General features: G+C 24.7%; 12 protein-coding genes. 2 read left to right on the top strand and 10 right to left on the bottom strand.

Annotation, left to right across the window (positions count from 1 at the left end; all coding sequences use genetic code 11):
- Nucleotides 1-207 precede the first annotated feature (207 nt).
- The 4 genes from AMRN_RS09210 to AMRN_RS09225 all read right to left on the bottom strand — a co-directional run bounded on the left by AMRN_RS09210 (nt 208) and on the right by AMRN_RS09225 (nt 10,889).
- Nucleotides 208-3,573, bottom strand: coding sequence for a diguanylate cyclase (locus tag AMRN_RS09210; RefSeq protein ID WP_099312025.1), 3,366 nt, complete (start codon nt 3,571-3,573; stop codon nt 208-210).
- 92 nt (nt 3,574-3,665) lie between these two features.
- Nucleotides 3,666-6,887: an ankyrin repeat domain-containing protein gene (locus AMRN_RS09215; protein WP_099312024.1), complete on the bottom strand. Its 3,222-nt coding sequence runs from the start codon at nt 6,885-6,887 to the stop codon at nt 3,666-3,668.
- Entirely contained in the window at nt 6,887-10,105 is a 3,219-nt protein-coding gene (locus AMRN_RS09220) for an ankyrin repeat domain-containing protein (protein WP_099312022.1), read from the bottom strand. The genes AMRN_RS09215 and AMRN_RS09220 overlap by 1 nt, the downstream gene beginning before the upstream one ends.
- Nucleotides 10,106-10,304: 199 nt before the next feature.
- Nucleotides 10,305-10,889 carry an NUDIX hydrolase gene (locus tag AMRN_RS09225; RefSeq protein ID WP_099312020.1) on the bottom strand — a complete coding sequence of 195 codons (585 nt, stop codon included), beginning with the start codon at nt 10,887-10,889 and terminating at the stop codon, nt 10,305-10,307.
- A 110-nt stretch (nt 10,890-10,999) separates the two neighbouring features.
- On the opposite strand from AMRN_RS09225, the gene AMRN_RS09230 reads away from it, so the two are divergent.
- A complete protein-coding gene (locus AMRN_RS09230; RefSeq protein ID WP_099312018.1) occupies nt 11,000-11,593 on the top strand; it encodes a hypothetical protein in 594 nt (197 codons plus the stop codon).
- On the opposite strand, the gene AMRN_RS09235 is transcribed toward AMRN_RS09230, so the two are convergent.
- Genes AMRN_RS09235 through AMRN_RS09245 form a run of 3 tightly spaced genes read right to left on the bottom strand, consistent with a single transcriptional unit; the run spans nt 11,585 to nt 14,482 of the window.
- Nucleotides 11,585-12,751: a sensor histidine kinase gene (locus AMRN_RS09235; protein WP_099312016.1), complete on the bottom strand. Its 1,167-nt coding sequence runs from the start codon at nt 12,749-12,751 to the stop codon at nt 11,585-11,587. The genes AMRN_RS09230 and AMRN_RS09235 overlap by 9 nt on opposite strands.
- Complete coding sequence (locus AMRN_RS09240) at nt 12,744-13,403, bottom strand: response regulator transcription factor (RefSeq protein ID WP_099312014.1); 660 nt, start codon at nt 13,401-13,403, stop codon at nt 12,744-12,746. Before AMRN_RS09240 ends, AMRN_RS09235 begins: the two co-directional genes overlap by 8 nt.
- A gap of 56 nt (nt 13,404-13,459) precedes the next feature.
- Complete coding sequence (locus AMRN_RS09245) at nt 13,460-14,482, bottom strand: YeiH family protein (RefSeq protein WP_099312012.1); 1,023 nt, start codon at nt 14,480-14,482, stop codon at nt 13,460-13,462.
- Between the two features lie 101 nt (nt 14,483-14,583).
- On the opposite strand from AMRN_RS09245, the gene AMRN_RS09250 reads away from it, so the two are divergent.
- Nucleotides 14,584-15,462 carry a LysR substrate-binding domain-containing protein gene (locus AMRN_RS09250; protein WP_099312010.1) on the top strand — a complete coding sequence of 293 codons (879 nt, stop codon included), beginning with the start codon at nt 14,584-14,586 and terminating at the stop codon, nt 15,460-15,462.
- Here AMRN_RS09250 and AMRN_RS09255 read toward each other — a convergent pair.
- The 3 genes from AMRN_RS09255 to AMRN_RS09265 form a co-directional block, all read right to left on the bottom strand.
- Complete coding sequence (locus tag AMRN_RS09255; RefSeq protein ID WP_228150848.1) at nt 15,449-16,273, bottom strand: hypothetical protein; 825 nt, start codon at nt 16,271-16,273, stop codon at nt 15,449-15,451. The genes AMRN_RS09250 and AMRN_RS09255 overlap by 14 nt on opposite strands.
- A 91-nt stretch (nt 16,274-16,364) precedes the next feature.
- Complete coding sequence (locus AMRN_RS09260; protein WP_099312008.1) at nt 16,365-16,868, bottom strand: YajQ family cyclic di-GMP-binding protein; 504 nt, start codon at nt 16,866-16,868, stop codon at nt 16,365-16,367.
- Between the two features lie 66 nt (nt 16,869-16,934).
- Nucleotides 16,935-19,583, bottom strand: a complete 2,649-nt coding sequence (locus AMRN_RS09265; protein ID WP_118897421.1) for a sensor histidine kinase — start codon at nt 19,581-19,583, stop codon at nt 16,935-16,937.
- Between the last annotated feature and the right edge of the window lie 12 nt (nt 19,584-19,595).

A 19,595-nucleotide genomic window follows, 5' to 3' on the forward strand; every position in this document is an offset into this window, starting at 1 on the left:
TTTATTTTCTTTATATTTTTATTGTCTTAATATTAAACTAAAGGATTTAAAATGAAGAAGTTATGCAAGATAAAAAAAGCAGAACTTGAGTCTTTAAAAAAACAAATTTTAAAAGAGATAAAAAAACCCAAGTTTTACTGCACTAAGTGTTTTAGAGTAGCTAAGCACGAACAGTTTTTATGTAATTATAAAAGTCTATAAAATATATCAAGTATTAAAAGAAACTCTATTTCTTCCTTCTTTTTTTGATTTATAAAGTAAATCATCAGTAGTTTTATACAAATTATCTACATTACTTATACTTGATGCTTCTTGACAAGATACACCCATAGAGACAGTAATATAGTCACTTACACTGTTATATTTATGTTTAATTTTCATTTTTTCAATACCATTTAAGATTTTTAGTGCAAACTCTTTTGATTTTGAAATATCATTTGACTTATACAATAATCCAAACTCTTCTCCACCTAGTCTAAAACAATAATCATCTGCTCTTTTCATATACTCTGTTAATACTTTTGCAACATCAATAAGAACTTCATCTCCTTTTTGATGCCCATAATTATCATTGTACTGTTTAAAGTGATCAATATCCATCATCACAAAAGTTATAATCTCATTATTTCTTTTTGCATTATTTATATAATCTGGCAATATCTTATCAAAGTGTCGTCTATTGTAAATATCTGTCAAACCATCAGTAATAGATATCTCTTCGATTATTTTTTTATCTGTTATATCTTCTCTTATTGCTGTATAAGATACAAGTTTACCCTTATTAAACTCAGGAGTAATTACAGTATTTGTCCAAAAATATCCACCATCTTTTTTCTTATTTTTGATTTCACCTTTCCACTCTTTCCCTGATTCAATTGTATCCCATAAATCTTTGAAAACTATATTGTTCATATCTTTATGTCTTACTATATTGTGATTTTTACCAATAAGTTCTTCTTTTTTAAATTGACTTATATTTAAGAATGCTTTTGAAACATATGTTATATTTCCTTTTGTATCTGTACTTGTTGTCAAAACATTTTTATCTATAATATCTAGATACTTTCTCATTTTTCTATTTATACTGTTAATTGTTCTATTTTTGTATAAAATTATAAATATAATCAACATTAAAAAACTACTTATTGCAATTATTTTTCTATAATCAATATTCTCTTCATATTTTACAGCTACCCAATTTTCATAAATCTTTTTATGCTCTTGAACAGTTATAGTTTCAAGAACTTTATTCATTATTGAATTTAAATCAGTTTCATCATTTCTACTTCCAACAGAAAAACTCCAGTCATCATCAAACTTACCAGAAACTTTCAAATCTCCAAAATAGTCTTTTTGTACATAGTAACCAATACTAGGAAGAATCCCTACTAAACCAAAAAGCTCTTTATTTTTTACTTTTTCTAATCCAACTTTCATTGACTCAACTTCAACAAGTTGAATTTTTGGATATTTTTTTTCTAGTATACTTACATATGCATAATCTTTAATATATCCTAGCTTTTCTCCATAAGTGTCAGATACATTACTTATAAACGGCTCTTCTAACCTTGTAGCTAATACCAAAGGAAAGCTTAAATATGCTTTCGAAAAATCTAAATATTGTTTTCTTTTTTCTTCTTCAGAAATCATTGGAATTAAATCACAACTTCTATTTTCTAGATTATTTAGTGTTTTTGTCCAACTTTTTGTAGAAACCAAAGTAAAAGGTATATCTAATTTATTTTCAAAGATTTTAAGATAATCAGAAGACATACCAAGTAGTTTATTATCTTTAATTTTTTCAAAAGGCATCCATTCAGGATCAACACATACTTTTATTTCTTTTTTGTTATCCAAATAGTTTTTTTCTTTTTCAGTTAAAACTAAGTTATTTTTCTCTATTTCAAGTTTAGACCATTTGTCTTGTATTTTATCAATTGTTGAAATAGAAATTGTACTATTTATTTTTTCAAATATTGATTTTAATAAAATATTATCTTTTAAATATCCCATATGTAAATTTACTTTTGTAGGAATAATATTAGATGAAAGTTTCAAGGTTTTAAGATTCGTGTACCAATTTTTTTGAACAATATATTGTAATGTAGATAAATTACCTAAAGCTAAATCAGCCTTATTTTCTAAAACCATTTCGACTGCCTTACTTGATGAAGGTACAGCTAGTAAAGTTAAATTTGGATAATTTTTCTTAATAAGATTATGTAAAAATGAGTTATTTAAAACAGCTATGATTTTATCTTCTAAATCTTCAAGTTTATTATTAAAATTTATATTTTTATCTCCAACTATTGCAGGTGAATAAGAAATGTAATTAAAATTGCTATATAAAACATATTTTTTTCTATTTTCAGTTATTGCAATATTTGGGATTATATCAATTTCTTTATTCTTAAGCATCTTTTCATAACTACTCCAAGATGAACTATTTACAAATTGAAACTTCATATTAGTTAAACTACTTATATAGTTTAAATAATCCACAATAAAACCTTTGGGTTTGCCATTTTCAACAAAATTGTAAGGAGGGAAAAAGCTAAGATTTTGAACTTTTAAAACTGGATTATTTTTTATAAATTCTAACTCTTCTTTAGTAAAATTAAATTTATCAAAATCTTTTTCAAATACAAAACTTTCAAAGTCTAAATCATTTATTTTTTCTTTTGAATACTCTTTAAAAATATCATTTATATATTTTAATCGGCCCTTATCTAAGCTACCCAAAGGAATAATATCTTTTGAAATCAACCTATCAATGGCAGCTGCTTCTAATCTTAAATGCTCTACACTTTTTCTTTTTGAATACTTTTGAATTATTAGTTTTATAACCTCTTCTTTATTCTCTAAAGCATATTTCCAACCCCTTAAAGTTGCTTCTTTGAACTTTTCTACACGAGATGGATTATTTTGCACCTCTTTTTTACTTGTAAAAATCATATCTCCATAAAAATCAAAACCATAGTTTGCAGGGTTTATAATATTTATATCTAAATTTTTCTTTTTAAAATAATAAGGTTCATTTGAAATATATGCAGGCATAACATCTACTTTACCATCAATTATTTTTTTATAATCATCTTTTTCTCTTTTTCTAATTAAATTTGGTTTTACATTAAGTTTTTTTAACAATGCTAAAAGAGTAAAACCATCTGTATCATTTTCATAAAAGAGCATATCTTTATTATCAAGTTTATAAGGAGAATCTATTTTATTATTTTTTAAAGATAGTAAAACACTAGCAGAGTGCTGAAAAATAGGACTTACTAATACTACTGATTTTTTTCTTGATTTGTATAATAAAAGTATTGAATCTGCAATTCCATAATATGAATCATTATTTAATACTTCTTCAATGTAATTTTTGCTTAAATCTCTTTGTTTTATCTCTACATCTAAACCGACTTCTTTATAAAAGCCTTTCTCTTTTGCAGCATAATATCCAGCAAATTGAAACTGATGAAACCACTTTAACTGTAAGGTTATTTTTTCTTGTGCAAATAAACTAATACTAAAAAATAGTGTAAGTATTAATACTTTAATAATATTATTTTTCACATTTTCTCCATCAAAAATAAAAGATAAATTATTTTAACATAATTAAAGTATCAAATACAAATTGTGTTGGTTACAAACCAACACAAAAAGTTTTATAAGTTTATTAAAGTTTGCAAGTAGTTTATTATATCATCTGATTCATTTTGCTTGTTTGCAATATCAATACAAAGTTGAACATCTGCTTTATATTTTACAAATAGTTTTGCTATTTTATCTTCGTTCTCTTTTGGTTTTTTTTCACTTTTTACAAAACCAACACTACGTTGACTTACAAAATTCATAGTTTTTACATACATCAAAAGAGCTGGTTCAATACCTTGATGATAGTTTATATCAAAATCCATATTAATCAAAGTTTCTAAAATCTCTTCAAAAATTTTATTATGAAAATCTAAAACTAGAAGTTGATGTAAGACTGTATAGTTAAATTTATTTGCTTTATTTACCTCAAGTTTTTTAGTTTTATAAAGCATATTTATAAAGTATAAGTCTTTAATTAAAAGTGCATAATATAAAGGTAAAGTATCAGTATAATCAAAAGTATTTATATCTACATTTAGATTAAGTAAAGTATCAAATATCTCTTTACAATTTGATTTTATTGCATAAATAAGTGGTGTAGCACCAGCATATTCACAAAGATTTATATTTGCACCAGCTTTTGCTAAGTCAATTATGATTTTACTTTTATTAGTCTCAAATCTAAAAGAAAAATCATAGCTATCTTGACCAATTACTGCATGATGTACTGCATTTTGATTACTATCATTTATAGCATTTACATTTGCACCTAAAAGAATCAACTCTTTTACAACTTCCCTTGCACCTACATTACAAGCTGCCATTAATGCAGTTTTTTGTTCTGCACTAAATTTCTCAATATCTAAACCAAGTTTTACTAAAGTAACAACTGCTTTTGCTCTTTGAAGAGTTGCAACATGAGGATAAGTTACAATAGCTTTATGTAAAGCATCTAAATTATCAACTCCACCAGTTATTTTTATATTTGCACCTTTATTTGCCAAATATGTTAATGTTTTAGGCAAACAAGACATTGAAGCTGATAAGAAAATAGTTGTATCATGACTATTTTTATGTTCTAAATCAAAAGTATCTTTATTAAAACAATATTCTAAATACTCAAAAGCTAAATCATCATTTGTAATGTATCTTTGAATAAGTGATTGAATAGGCATCTCATTTAGGCTTTCTTTTATAGGAGTAGCTAAACTAGCACCATACTCATAAAGTAAATCTAAAAGATGTTTATTAAACTTTTCTTTATTAAAAGCTTCAATAAAAATAGATATATTTTTAATAGAGTTAATATTATTTGCACAAATTGTATGACAATTTACATCTGCACCATTTTTTAAAAGTAGTTCAACTACTTTAAAACTTTTATGTTCACTATTTGCAGTTGCAGCTTTTTTTACTATATAAGATAATATTGTTTGCTTTTGTAAATTGCCATATTCATCTTTAAAAGTATAGTATCTATTTATATTAGAATCTTTTTTTATCATTTTTTCAATAAACTCTAAAGTAAAAAATCTATGCTCATAAAACTCTAAAATAATTGGTTTTATTTCACTATAAGCTTTTAAATTGCTATATGTATCCACAAGGTATTCAAGGGATTTTAAAGATAAATATATTGAACCTAAAAGTATTATATTTGCATCTTCTGTTTTTTCTTCATATTTATAAAAATCTTTTTTTATATAGTATGGATTTATTTTTATGATTTTTTTTAATATTTCATCTTTTCTTAGATAAACAATTGCATAAAATATAGAATCATCATCTGTTATTTCTAATCTTAAATCATCTAAAATATACTCCAATACTTTATGCTCATTGTGTATTATAAAAAGAGTAAAAAAAGAGATAAAATCCTCTTTATACTCTTCCTCTTCTTTTTTTGTTTCTTTAAAAAAATCTTCACAAGAACACTTTGTATTGATATTTAAACCATAATCAACTAAAAGCTTTAAAACTTCTCTTTTTTTACTAATACTATTTACAACACTATTTTCTTTATAAAAATATTTTATTACTCCTTCATTATTCTTATCTATAAAGTTTACATTAGCTTTAAACTCTAAAAGAAGGTTTATTAAAGGTAGATGATAATTATAGACTGCATAAAAAAGAGCACTATGTTCACTAGTTTCTATTTTTGCACCTTTTTCAAGTAAAAACCTAGCAACACAAATATCTTTTGAAATATCTAAACTTTTACAAACTTCATAAAGTACATTTGTATCTTTTTTTTCAGTCAATTCTATACTTGCATTTTTACTTACTGCTTTTTGTAAAAGGTAGAGTTTTTCAACTTCAGTTAATCTTGCATTTGTAACTATTTGATAAACAGTTGTTTTATTACTTAAATCTTTAGTTTTATCAATATAGTTTTCCACACTTGATTTTGGTAATAAAGATAAAAACTCTTCAATGCTTTGTGCTTTTTTCTCAAACTCTATGGCTATGTCTTCTAAATCTTTCACACAAAGCATTCTTTTTATTTCATGGTGAAAATCTTTATAATCAGCTCCTAAAAGAATCAACTCTTTTAAAGATCTAGTATCTCCACTTCGTATAGCAAGTTTTAATAAGCTATTGTTGTCTTTATCTACTTGGTTTAAATCAAGTTTATTTAGATTATGAAGTAGATGTAAAACTTTTGCTTTTGTATTTGGCTCAAGAGTTGAATATATTAATTGACATACAAAAGAGGTGTTATCTTCTTCATTTAAAGGGCATCCAGCTTGTATAAGCGCTTCAAAAATATGATACTCTCTTTTATTCATCAAAGCACACTCTAAAGGAGTAAATTTATCAAAACCATCTTCATAACTAATCATAGGAACATCAAGTTTTATTAAAAACTTGATAAATTCTAAAGGTGCCAGTTTTGAAGCAATTGCTAAAACACTTAAAGATTCTACTTCTATTTTATATCCATAGTTTATAAATGTACTTAAAACATCAATACTTTTTGATTGGATAATAGTACTTATTGCACTACTACCTTTAGTTTCCTTTGCATCTTGGAAATCACTTCCAAGTTCAAATAAGTAGTTTAATACATCAACTCTTTTGTGTATTGTTGCATAATATAATGCTTTTTTATTATCTTCATCTTCTTTTGCAAAGTTTGAACTATCTATTTTTGTTTTTATAAAATCAATACTCTTATTTTTTATGATATCTTCTAAACTATCTTCATGTAAAAAAGAAGATGAATCATCAAAAAAAGAAGATTCCTCTTCTTTTTTATTGTCATTAAACAGCTTATCTAAAAATGACATTATAATCTACTTTTTAAATACTCTAAAGCGTCTGTTGGAACTTCTTCTATTTGATTTAAACTATTTAAAGCAACTTGAATATCACAACCTTGTGATATAAGTTCATCTGTTACATCAACAAAACCAGCTAAAACACTTAATGCTAAAGCATTCATTCCATTATCTAATCTTTCATTTATATTTGCACCATTTTCTAAGAACTGCTTAATAACCTCAACTCTTTTATCTTGTTCAATATCTAAGTTACTATAAGAAGCCCACATTAAAGGTGTAAAACCTTGTGAATCTTTAATATTCATATCTTCAAAAAACTCTTTTACAATATCTAAAACATACTCATTTGCATAGTATCCAACTACATGAAGTAGTGATAATCCATCTCTTCCACTTGTAATTTCAATACCTTGCTGTAAGAAGAATTTCAACATTTTTGCACTAGTTTTATCAGATCGCATAACAGCACTAAAGTGAATAGATTCATTATTAAAATCAATAACTTTAAAATCTATTTCTTTATTATTCATAAGTCTATTTACATAATACATATCACCATAAGCAATTGCTATCATAATAGGTGTTCTTCCATTCATATCTTGTGCATTTAAATCTAGTTCTAGTTTTAATAAAGTATTAAATATTTGTTGTTTATTTTCTAAAATACTCATATGTAAAACAGGTACTATATTTTTTGAACCTTTATCTAAGTTTGCACCTGCATCTTTTAATGCAGCTAACATTTTTGCTCTTATTAATTCAGGGTTTTCTTCATCCTCATATGTTTCATTTCCTAAAATTGCTCTATGAGCTGCACTTTGCCCCTCTTCATTGAAAAAGTCTGCATTTGCATTTAACTCAAGTAAAACTCGTAAAGCTTCAAAACATCCATAATTTGCAGCACTCATTAAAGGAGTAAATTGTTCAACATCAATTTGCTCTATATCACAACCTGCTTCAACTAATACTCTTACACTCTCTGCTCTTGCAATATTATCATTGTCATTGTAGTTTGATATAGCTTTATGTAATGCAGGTGAATTATCAAAACCTCCAATTACATGTATATTTGCACCTTTGTTTATTAGCCATTTTAAAACTTTTGGTCTATTCATCATACAAGCACCAAGGAAAATATCTGTATCAAAGCTATTTTTATGTTCTAAATCTACTTTATAACCTTTGCTTTCAAAATATTCCAAATGTTGTAAACAAAGCTCATCAGAAGCTAATCTAAATCTATTAACTATTGAATGCATTTGAGACTCATTTAAGTTAGCTACTGGTTTATATGGGTCAACTCCATTATCTAAAAGAAAGTCTAAAACTTTTGGTTCAAATTTTAATCTATTTACAACTTGGTTTATTAATATTCCAACACTATCAAGATGTGTTTTAGTTTTATTAATACGCTCAAGATAAGTATCAATAATTGCACCATTATCTTTTAAACATTGTAAAATCTCAACTTTAAAATCTTCATCAATTTCAAAATTATCATAACCTCGTATTAAACTTGAAACAACTGTTTGTGTTTCTGGTTCATCTGGAAAGATATAATATACTCTATTTAAATCAGGGTCTGCTTTTATAAGTTTTTTAATTGTTTGAATATCAAATTGATAATAAACAGCTTTCATAATATAAGAGTTTGCTTCTGAGTAAGCTTTTATATCAATATATGTATCTAATATATAATTTACAAGCTCTTCATCTTTTTCAAAAAGAGCCATACCTAAAATATTTGAAGCAAAACTTTCACTTCTAACTTTACAATACTCTTCATTTTCAAATACTACATAAGGATTTTTTGCAATTACTCTTTTTTTTACTTCTAAAGGTATATCTTTTCTTTTTATTACATATTCCATTGTCAAAGAATTAACTTCCAATGAAGAGAATTTATCAATAATATGTTCAAGAAGTTCACTAGGTGCTACATCAGCAACAGCTTCTAAAATTGGTGTAGTATTACTACTTGAATCTTGATAGTGAGATATTGGTAAATTTATATCTAAACCATTTTCAAGCAATAAATCAAACATTTGCACTCTTTCTTGTGCATTTTTAAAATTAGCTTTTGGATGAATAATAAAATTCATAACTGTATTATCAAAATAGTTAACAAAGTTTATATTTGCACCTTTACTTATAAGATACTTAGTACATTTTATATCATTGTCATTTACTACATTAAAAAATGCAGAGTGTCCATTGCACTCTATTTGTGCACCATTTTCCAATAAAAAATCTATAAAAGTTGTATTTGATTGCACTGAAAAATAAGCTGTATATGTATATAAAGCATTGACTCTGTGTCCATCATTATTTAACTCATTTATATTTGCACCCTTTTGTAATGCAAGTTGAGCTAATTTAACTTTTTCTTTATCATGAAGCATCATACTTTTACTAATATTTATTAATAACTCTTTATCTTTTACATCTTCTAAAAGCTCTATATACTCTTTAAATGAATCAAAATCCAATAAGCCTAAAATATACTCAGGTTTGTTAAGTTTATTTTTCAAAACATAAGGACTTAATTTTTTTATCTCTTTTTGTTCTAAAAAGCTAGAAAGCTGTTTTGCTATAGCGTTTATACACACACCTAATTTTATTAATTCTTTTAAAAGCTCCATATCTCTTTGGTTAAAAACTCTAGAAGAAGCAGGAAGTTCATTTTGGCTATGATTTATATCAAAATCATACTCTTCAATTAGTAGTTTTAAAAGTTTAACTTTTAAATTTAAATCAAACTTTTTAGAATCAACAATATCATGAATAAGATATCTTTTACCCTCTTCTCTTTCTACACCAAAGTTTTCAAAAATAAATTTAAAAGTATCGAAACTATTTGTATTATTTAAAGCAAGTTCTATCAAAACTTTTCCATTAACAGTACTATCACTACTATTTATACTATGCATATATTCAAGCATTTCCAAAGATGCATCTTTTTTTATAAGATAAGACATGATATTATCACCTTGGATAGTATCTTCTAAGATAGCATTATTTTCAATCAAATATTTCATAACTTTTACACTTGAATACTCCAATGCAAAATCAATTGGTCTTTTAAAGTCCTCATCTTCTTTGTTTATATCCTCAATATCAAGTAGCTTTTCAACTTTTTTTACATTATCTTGTTTTATCGCTTCAACTAATTCATTATCAGTGGGATTTGAATTCATGTTTAAAAACTTTTTAAAAAATGACATAAAATTTCCTTTCCATATCTTTATTATTTGTAGGTATTATTTATTATTATTTTATAAGAAATAAATTATTATTATCTTAATATTTTATTAATTTATTTCTGATAAAAGTTATCAATTTTTTTCTGAAATTTTACAAATTTTAGATACAAAAAGTTCAAATTTTACAGTATTAGAGTAATTTTTAACTTTATTATTTTTATTAAGTAGTAATTTTTGATATTTTCGTATCTAAAAACCAATAATAAGAAAACATCAATCCTGGAGTTTTTGCTTTTGATTCATCGTAAATAAAATCTTTAAAATCATCAAATGGTATAAAAATAAGTTCAATTTGTTCATCATTTATTCCTCCACCACCATGAACTTTCATAGATTCATTAATTTCTGCAAAATATAAGTTTTGGCAACCTCCACTTATACCAACATTTGTATAAAAAGAAGTGACTTTTTCTATATTTTTCAAAGGTACATCATATCCACACTCTTCATCTATTTCTTCTTTTACTATTTGATTTAAATCTTTATTTTTATCAACTAAGCCAGCACAAAGTTCATATGTAAAAGTTTTTGATTTATCATTTAAATACACAGGAGGTCTAAACTGTTTTACAAGTAAAAAAGCATGTTTTTCTTCATGATATAGTAAAATAGCAACAGAGTCAAAGCATTTTACGGCTTCCCAACTTCTACTTTTTCCATCTTGTTCAAAGGTTATCTTTACAGGATGTACAAATTTTGTCTCATTTAATATTTGAGTTTTAAAGTTGGTGATTTTTGTATTCATGTCTCTTCTTTTTAGGGTTTTATCTATTTTATATACTTTTTTCTAAAAAACATTTTAAAATAAAAATAGATATGTTACAATTAATCATACCATAAAAGGAGACACTAGTTATGAAACTAGAGTATGCAGGTTTAAAACCTATGATAAATGAGCATGGAGTATGTTTTAAAGATGGCAAAGAAGATAAATTTGCTTACTTAGAATATGCAATTGATATTTTATTAGCAATTGACCATGAACATGAAAAAAAAAGAAAGTACTCCCATGAATTAAAAGAACAAAGAATCTCTCCTCAAGAAATCATAGATATTTTAATAAAGTATCATCCAGATTTAGAAGAAACAATGAACAAAGAGATAAATAACTATTTAATTCACTTAGACAATGAAGAAGATAGTATAGAACATAATCTTGTATTAAGCAATATAGAAAGAGAAACATTTATTAATAATCTTAAAATAATGAGAGAATACAAAATCCAAAGGGCAAAAAATAAGATTTTTTATTTTCATTGTATTGAAACAATTGTAGAAGTTATACTAAAAAGAGAAATAAAAGAGATAGATGCACCTTTTAATGAAAGATTTTGGCATATTTTTCAAACTTTAGAAGGAGCTTTAAATAAACATAAAATCAGAAGTGACTTAAAAATAAGTAGGAGTAATGAACAATTAAAAGCAATGCTTTTAATTGATTTATACTAAAACCTTAGTAAAATCTATAGAAAATAATGAACCTTCGTTTTCTATAGATTTTAAACTCAAGTTTAAATTGTACTCTTTTACAATTCCTTTTACGATATCAAGTCCTATTCCAAAACCACCTTCATTATTATTACCTCTTTTATATCTTTTAAAAATTTGAGCCTGTTCTTCTTTACTTATTCCTATTCCAAAATCTTGAACAGTTAAAACTGCATCTTTTAATGTAACAATTATATTAGAGTTATTATGACTATATTTAATTGCATTTGAAATTAGATTATTCACTACTTTTTGCATTTTATTTTTATCTACTTTTATTTTACAAGGCTCAACACTTGCTTTTATAGTAATATTTTTTGTGATAGATATATCATTAAAATACTCAACACTATGACTTATAAGTTCACTTAAACAAAACTCTTCTTCTAAACTTTCATCATTTTTTTCAAAAGTTGAAAAATGTATATCATTATAAAGCTGTGAGATTTGTTTTGAACTACTTATTATATATTTCATCATTTTTTCAGGATTTTTACCTTTTTTAAGCATAGAAACAGAAGTCATAAGCACTAAAATAGGTGTGTTTAGTTCATGCGCTGAATCTTTTATAAATTTATCCATAGATTCAACTTTTTCACGTACTGGCTTTAAAAGAAGTTTTGCTAATAAATAAGCTATACAACCTACAAATATAGAACTAAAAATAAGTATTAAACCCATAATAATTTTTAATTTATTTTTATCTTGTACTCCTGTACAAGTTTGTATTGCAATATATCTAATAGGAATATTCTTTTCATAAAGATATGTCACATAATATGTATACTCTTGAGTTTCATATAAATCTTTTTTCAAAGTAAGCTCTTGTTCTTTGTGCATATTTGAAAAAATTAATTTTTTATTTTCATCAAAAAGTGCATATTGTATATCTTTATGTTTTAATTTTATTGGTTTTAGCTTTTCTTTATTCATGTATGAGTTTAATATTTGTGATTTTATTTCATTTGCTGCATTTGACATTTGCATATTACAATGTTCTGCAACTGATTTTAATTCATTTTTATAATAAAAATACAATAATAATCCAACAAGAAGTATTACAGAACCCACGTAAATAGATAAAAAACTAATAAGTGCTTTTCTTTCATCTTTATTCAAATTTATATCCTACTGCTCTAATTGTTTTTATTCTATCTTTTCCAAGCAACTCTCTTAAGTTTTTTATATAAACTCTTATTGTTGCATCTGTTGGCATATCTTCATAAGTCCAAACATTTTGAAGCAACTCTTCACTTGAAATAACTCTATTTTTATGTGCACAAAAATATTTTAAAATATCTCTTTCTTTTAAGGCTATTTTTTTTATACTATTATCAATTTTAAGTTCACAAGAATTAGGGAAAAAACTTATATTTTCACAAAGTTTTAACTCTTCATCTTGATTAATAAAAAATACCTTGCAAAGTTTCATAATTCTTTGGTCAAGCTCTTCTAAATCAAAAGGCTTTTTAATATAATCATCAACTCCATTTTCAAAAGACTCTTTTAAATGCTTAGTATCTTGATATGCAGTTAATACAATTATTGGTGTTCTATTTTTGTAATCTTCTCTTAATGCTTTTAAAACTTCTAAACCTGACATTAAAGGAGTATTTATATCAAAAAGTGCAAAATCTACTTTATTATCAATTAAATATTCCAAAGCATCTTGCCCATTTGTTTTTGCAATAACTTCATAGCCTTTATCTTCAAGATGAAAACTAAGTAAATCACTTAAAGCACTATCATCTTCTAATAATAAAACTTTCATAACGCCTCTTCCTTTAAAAAACATATTTTATACAAATTTTGTTTATAATATGTGTATTAAAGTGTTATAACAAAATTTACTATAAAATATCCACCTACACTTAACCAAATAAATAGTATAGAAGCTAAAATAACAGGTTTTAATCCCACTTTAAAAAAAGACTTAAAGTCTGTATTTATTCCCAATGCCATCATAGCCATTGCTAAACAAAAAGTATCAATATAGTTTATTTTATTTATGATTGAACTATCAATAAAATTAAATGAATTAAATAATGCAACTAATATAAAAAATATGGCAAACCAAGGAATTGTAATTTTTGTTTTTTCTTTTGATGTTGATGTTTTTGCTAAAAAAAACATTAATATAATCAAAAAAGGAGCTATTAACATAACTCTTATCATCTTAACAACAACAGCATCTTTTGCAATAATATCATTTGAAATACTATTTGCTGCACCAACTACATGAGCAACTTCATGTAAAGTTCCTCCTATATACATAGCCATACTTTTTGGTAAAAAGTTTATAAAATCAATACTATACAAATATGGATATAAAAACATTGCAACTGTTCCAAATAAAACTACAGTTGAAACTGCAATTGAACTTTTATAAGCTTTGTTTTTTAAAACAGCTTCTGTTGCTAAAACTGCTGCTGCTCCACAAATAGCACTTCCTGCACTTGTCAAAATTGTTATTTCTTTATCTAGTTTTAATATCTTTATTCCAATAAAATATCCCAATACAAAAGTTGAAAATACTACTATAACTGCAACAATAATTGCTTGAAATCCAACATCATATATTTCTGTAAATGTTAATCTAAATCCATAAAAAACAATTGCTGTACGAAGTAATGTCTTTGTAGCAAATGAAAATGAATTTTCAAATTTTGGACTAATTTTTACTTTAAAGATATTTGTAAAAATCATTCCAATCAATATTGCAACAATCAAAAAAGAAAATCCCAAATTTTGAACTATTTGTAAACTTGAAATATATTTTGCCAAAGTAGTAAGCAGTGCTAAAAAAGCAAGTCCAATATAGAAATTTTTATTATTAAAATTATTTTTCATTATAAGTTTCCTTAATATTTGTGAAAGTATATAATTTATTTTTTAATTTGTAAAATTAATTATTTTTGTTATAATCATAAATATTTTTAATAAGGAATATTATGTTTACTTTAAAAGAGTTAGATATATTTTTTAAACTTTGTGAAAACTCTCATATTTCAAATCTTGCAAAACAAGTCAACTTAACACAATCAGCAATCTCAATTTCATTAAATAGCTTAGAAAAAAAAATTGGAGAAAATCTTTTTGATAGAGTAGGAAAGAAGTTAGTATTAAATGAAAGAGGAAGATTTTTTAAAAATAAGGCTATAAAGCCTTATTTAGAACTTAAAAATTTAAAAGATAGTTTTAGTGATGATTTATTAAAAGGTGAGTTAAAAATTGCTTCAAGCAAAACATTTAATAGTATTAATTTATCTTCATATATTTTTGATTTTATTTCAAACCATGAAGTAAGTATTACAAAATATTCTCAAAATACAAAAGAGATAATTGATGAAGTTTTAGATTCAACTATTGATTTAGGTTTTATTGAAAAAGAGTTTGATGATTCAAATATCATAAAAGAAAGAATTGCAAGTGATTCTTTAATAATAGTAACAAGTGATGAAACTCTTTCAAAAAAAGAGTACTATATAGACCAATTATATAGTAAAAAATGGATTTTAAGAGAAAAAGGTTCTGGCACAAGAGAAGTGTTTTTAAGTAAATTGAAATATCTTGATGAATTTAAAATCACAATGGAAATATCAAATTTTGAAGAGATAAAAGATATATTACTTCAACACAAAGATACACTTACATGTATTTCAAAACTAGCAGTAAAAAAAGAGTTAGAAAAAAAACAACTTTTTGAAATAAAAACAAAAAATCTAAAATTTGATAGAGAGCTTTATATGATTTATCATAAAAATAAATATAAAAGTAAACTCTTTTTAGAGTTTACTTCATACATCAAAAAATGTTTTAAGAAGTTTTAAAATCACTCTTTTTTTGTTTTGCATTTACATTAACTCCAAAATAATCAAGAAGTTTTAACTGAATTACAATATAAATAATACAAGTTATAAAAGAGACAAGTGTACCTAAAAATACTCCAAGCATTGGATATGTAAAATGTACACTTACACAAAATATAACTATACTACTTAAACCAGATGGTGTATTTTTAAGTATTGTTCTTGCTTGATTACCACTATGGTTAAAATGAACTATTAAAAGTAAAGGAAACATCATACTTGGAAATGCTGAAAAAATACCTGCAATATTAACAGGAGCAATTTTTGGTATTGATGTTACAAGTAAAAATATAACAACTGTTAAAATAGTTCTTAAAACCAAATCTTTAAATGTGATTTTTGTATTTATTTTTTTTGCATTATCAGGTATTTTTGCAAAATAAATTGTTACTAATGTAATTATTGTAATTACTGCAATTGGTGTAAAAACAACATGAATTGGCACATGAGCTAGGATAAATGCAGCTACTAAATAAAAAACAAAAGATACAATAATACTTACAAATATATCAAATTTTCTTTTATAAAAGGTACTAATATAATATCCTATTATAAAAGACAATAAAGCAAGTAAGCCATGAATATTGTATAAAGATGCTTCAACAGAATAGTTTATTCCATGTTCAATTGCAAAAAAAATCAAAACTACCATTGTTCCTAAAGGAAGTCCTGATAAAATTCCAGATAATTTTGCGCTAACTTTTTCAGCGATAATTGAAAGTGTTATTACGATTACTACAGCAGTTACTGCTTTTATAATTAGAAGTTCCATTGTCTCTACTTGTAAGAAAATAAGCAGATATCATACCACTTAAAAGTTAATTTAAATTAAAGTTTATATAAATAGTAGAAAAAACTTTCTACTATCTAAAGTTATCAAATACTAAAGGTGCTTTAAGTTCTAAGCTTTTTAAGTGTTTCATTATTGTTTGTAAATCATCGATACTTTTTCCAGTTACTCTTATCTCTTCGCCTTGATTAACTGCTGTTACTTTTAATTTCAGTTTTTTTATTTCAGTTTGAATTGTTTTTGCTTCTTCTTTTTCTATTGTATCAATAATTTTAAATGTAATTTTTCTATTTCCACCACTTGCATCTTCTGCTTTTAACTCTTCAAGAGAATTAATAGAAATATCTCTTTTATTCATTTTTGAAATTAATATATCTTTAATTGCATCAACTTTATTATCACTTGCACTTACTAATGATAGAGTTTTTGTAGTTTGATTTAAATCTATCTCTTTTTTTAAACCTTTAAAATCATATCTATTATCAACCTCTTTTTGAGCTTGAATAACTGCATTTTTCATCTCTTGCATATCAAGTTTTGCTGAAATATCAAAATGATGTTCTTTTGCTTTTGCCATTATTGTCCTTTTTAAAGTTTATTAGATATTTTAACAATTTAAGTAAAAAAATCTCTTAATTATATTCTAACCTTTATAATTTTGTATAATTATTTTGAAATTTGCTCCAAAATACTCTTTATCATCAAAAGTTTCTGAAAAATTTTCTACATTTATTTCTGCATTAACTTTATTTAAAATAGATTTACACATATAAAGTCCAAGACCTGTACCTTTTTCATCAGATTTTGTTGTAAAGTATGGTTCAAAAATATTCTCAATTATAGTTTTTGGAATTCCACCTGCATAATCTTTTACTTGTATTATTATATCATCACCCATAGATATAATTTCAATATCTATTCTTTTTATTTCACAATTTTTTTCTTTTATTATATCTCTTGCATTATTTAATACATTTAACAATACTTGAATAAGTTCATTTTCATATCCAACTGTTTTTAACTCTTTATTTGTAGTATTATAATTAATTTTAACTCCAAGAGATCTATATATATCATTTATTAGATTAATAGTTTTATGAATCACTTCATCAAGTTTATAAATAGTTTTATCTTTTTGTTTAAAGAAATCTCTAAAATCATTCATAGTATTGGACATAAGATTTATTTGTTTTTTAATTGATTGATTATCTTTACTTAATGATTCATCATCATTTTGTTTTAAATTCAACCTCAATTCAATTCCAGAATTTATCATGCTAATAGCATTTAAAGGTTGCTTCCATTGATGAATAATCATAGATACCATCTCACCAATATTTGCCATTTTACTTTGTTGTACTAAATGCATATCTTTTTGTCTATTGTTTGAAACTTCTTGTTTTACTCTATTTTCAAGCTCAGCATTTATAATAGTAAGTTCTTTTGTTTTTTCTTTTACTTTTTCTTCAAGATGTTCATTTAATTCATTTTGCTCAACAATTAGATTTTTGATTTTTGAAGCCATCTTATTAAATGATTTTTCTAATTTTCCTATTTCATCACTTGATGTCTCTTTAATCCTATAATCTAACTCATTATTTGCAAATTTCTTAGTTCCTGTTAATAGTTTCTCAATTTTTGAAAGAATGTAATTTGACATCCAAATTGCTATTGCTATAACTAAAACTACCATTATAAAAGTAATAACTGTAAGTTCATTTATAAGTGATTTAATAAAAGATTTTATTTCAAAATTATTCTCATCTACAATCTCTTTCATATTAATTGTTTGTTCTTGCAGTATTTTTCGAACATCTCTTTTTGTTTTATTTGCAGCTGCATGAAATTCATTAACATTTGCACCAATACTTACAAAACCAAATCCTCTTTTACTATTGGCATACTTACCTGTATAGTAAGGTATTGTTGCTGCTGTTGATAGTTTCCATATATTACTCCAATGTATTATAAATGATCCATATCCTCCATTTTGTGTTAACTGCATCCAACCTTGACATTGTGGTGCAAAATTTAAGTATTTACAATCTAATCCTACATTACCATCTTTTATTAACTGCTTCATATTTGGTTTTTTATTTAAACTTTGTTCTTCAAACTTTGGATAATCTTTTAAAAATTCATTTATATCTTTTTTTGATGCATAATATTTCTTTGCCACATCTTCACTTAACCATGGCATTGTTCTTTGTCCTGTCCTTGGATTATATCCTACTATTGAATAATCCCTTGGATGAGAAATATTTTTCCCCTCATAATCCCACATGAATGCATAATTCCCTACACTTGCATCTGCTATATCTTGTATTGGATTTTTATCCACTGGATTTACTGTATCTGTAAATTGCATTATATGTTCATGATCTAATGCTAAACTTACATATCCTACTTTTTTATCTTTTTTATATACTGGTGTTACAAACCTTATTATTCCCTCAAACTTCTTCCCTTTTGGATTCTCTTTCCCTGCATATCCATGATTTTGAGGTTCAAATGATATATTTGCATCTTTTGCTTTCTTTTTTGTAAAGGTTCCTATTATATTTGTTTTTACACTTTGCCCTATTACATCACTTACATATATTTGCCCTTTTTTTAACTCTTCTATTTTTTTAAAATACTCTTCTGAGTTTACATATGTATTTTTCTTTTTTGATATATCTAACAACTGTTTATTTATTTGTGATATTTTATATATCTCTTTTCCATTTATATCAAAGTAGCTAACTTCTTTATAGATTGGTATTTTTACTCTTTTTAACTCTTTTGGGTCTGTATAATTAAACTCTTTTTCATTATCTTTTAATTGGGCTTTTCTTTGCTGTCTTTTTATACTTTTTATTCTCTTACTTGATTTCCATCTTTTACTTTTCTCATCATAATAGTATTCTCCATGTACTATTATCTCTCTTTGTTTACTTTTATAAAACTCTTTTAAAATATTTTTATTTAAAGGTATATTTGATAAAAAAAGTATATCTTTATCTCTTTCATATAAAAAATTAGCTACATTCTTTGCAATTTCAAAAGACAATCGTTCTATTGCTAATTGGGATTTTTTATCAAGATTTTTAACACTATCATCTATTGAAGCATTTGCAGTATTTAATATAATTTCTTTACTTTGATTAAAAAGGTATTTTGTACTATTTCTTAAATACTCATCTAATTTTATTACACCTTCATATGCAATATAAGCAAGTAATAAAAGAGGTATTACTTTAATAAGAATAAAAAGAAGAATTAGTTTAGCTTTAATAGTTATATTTTTCATAGTAATTCCCAA

The sequence above is a fragment of the Malaciobacter marinus genome, from assembly GCF_003544855.1.
Classification (GTDB): Bacteria; Campylobacterota; Campylobacteria; order Campylobacterales; family Arcobacteraceae; genus Malaciobacter; species Malaciobacter marinus.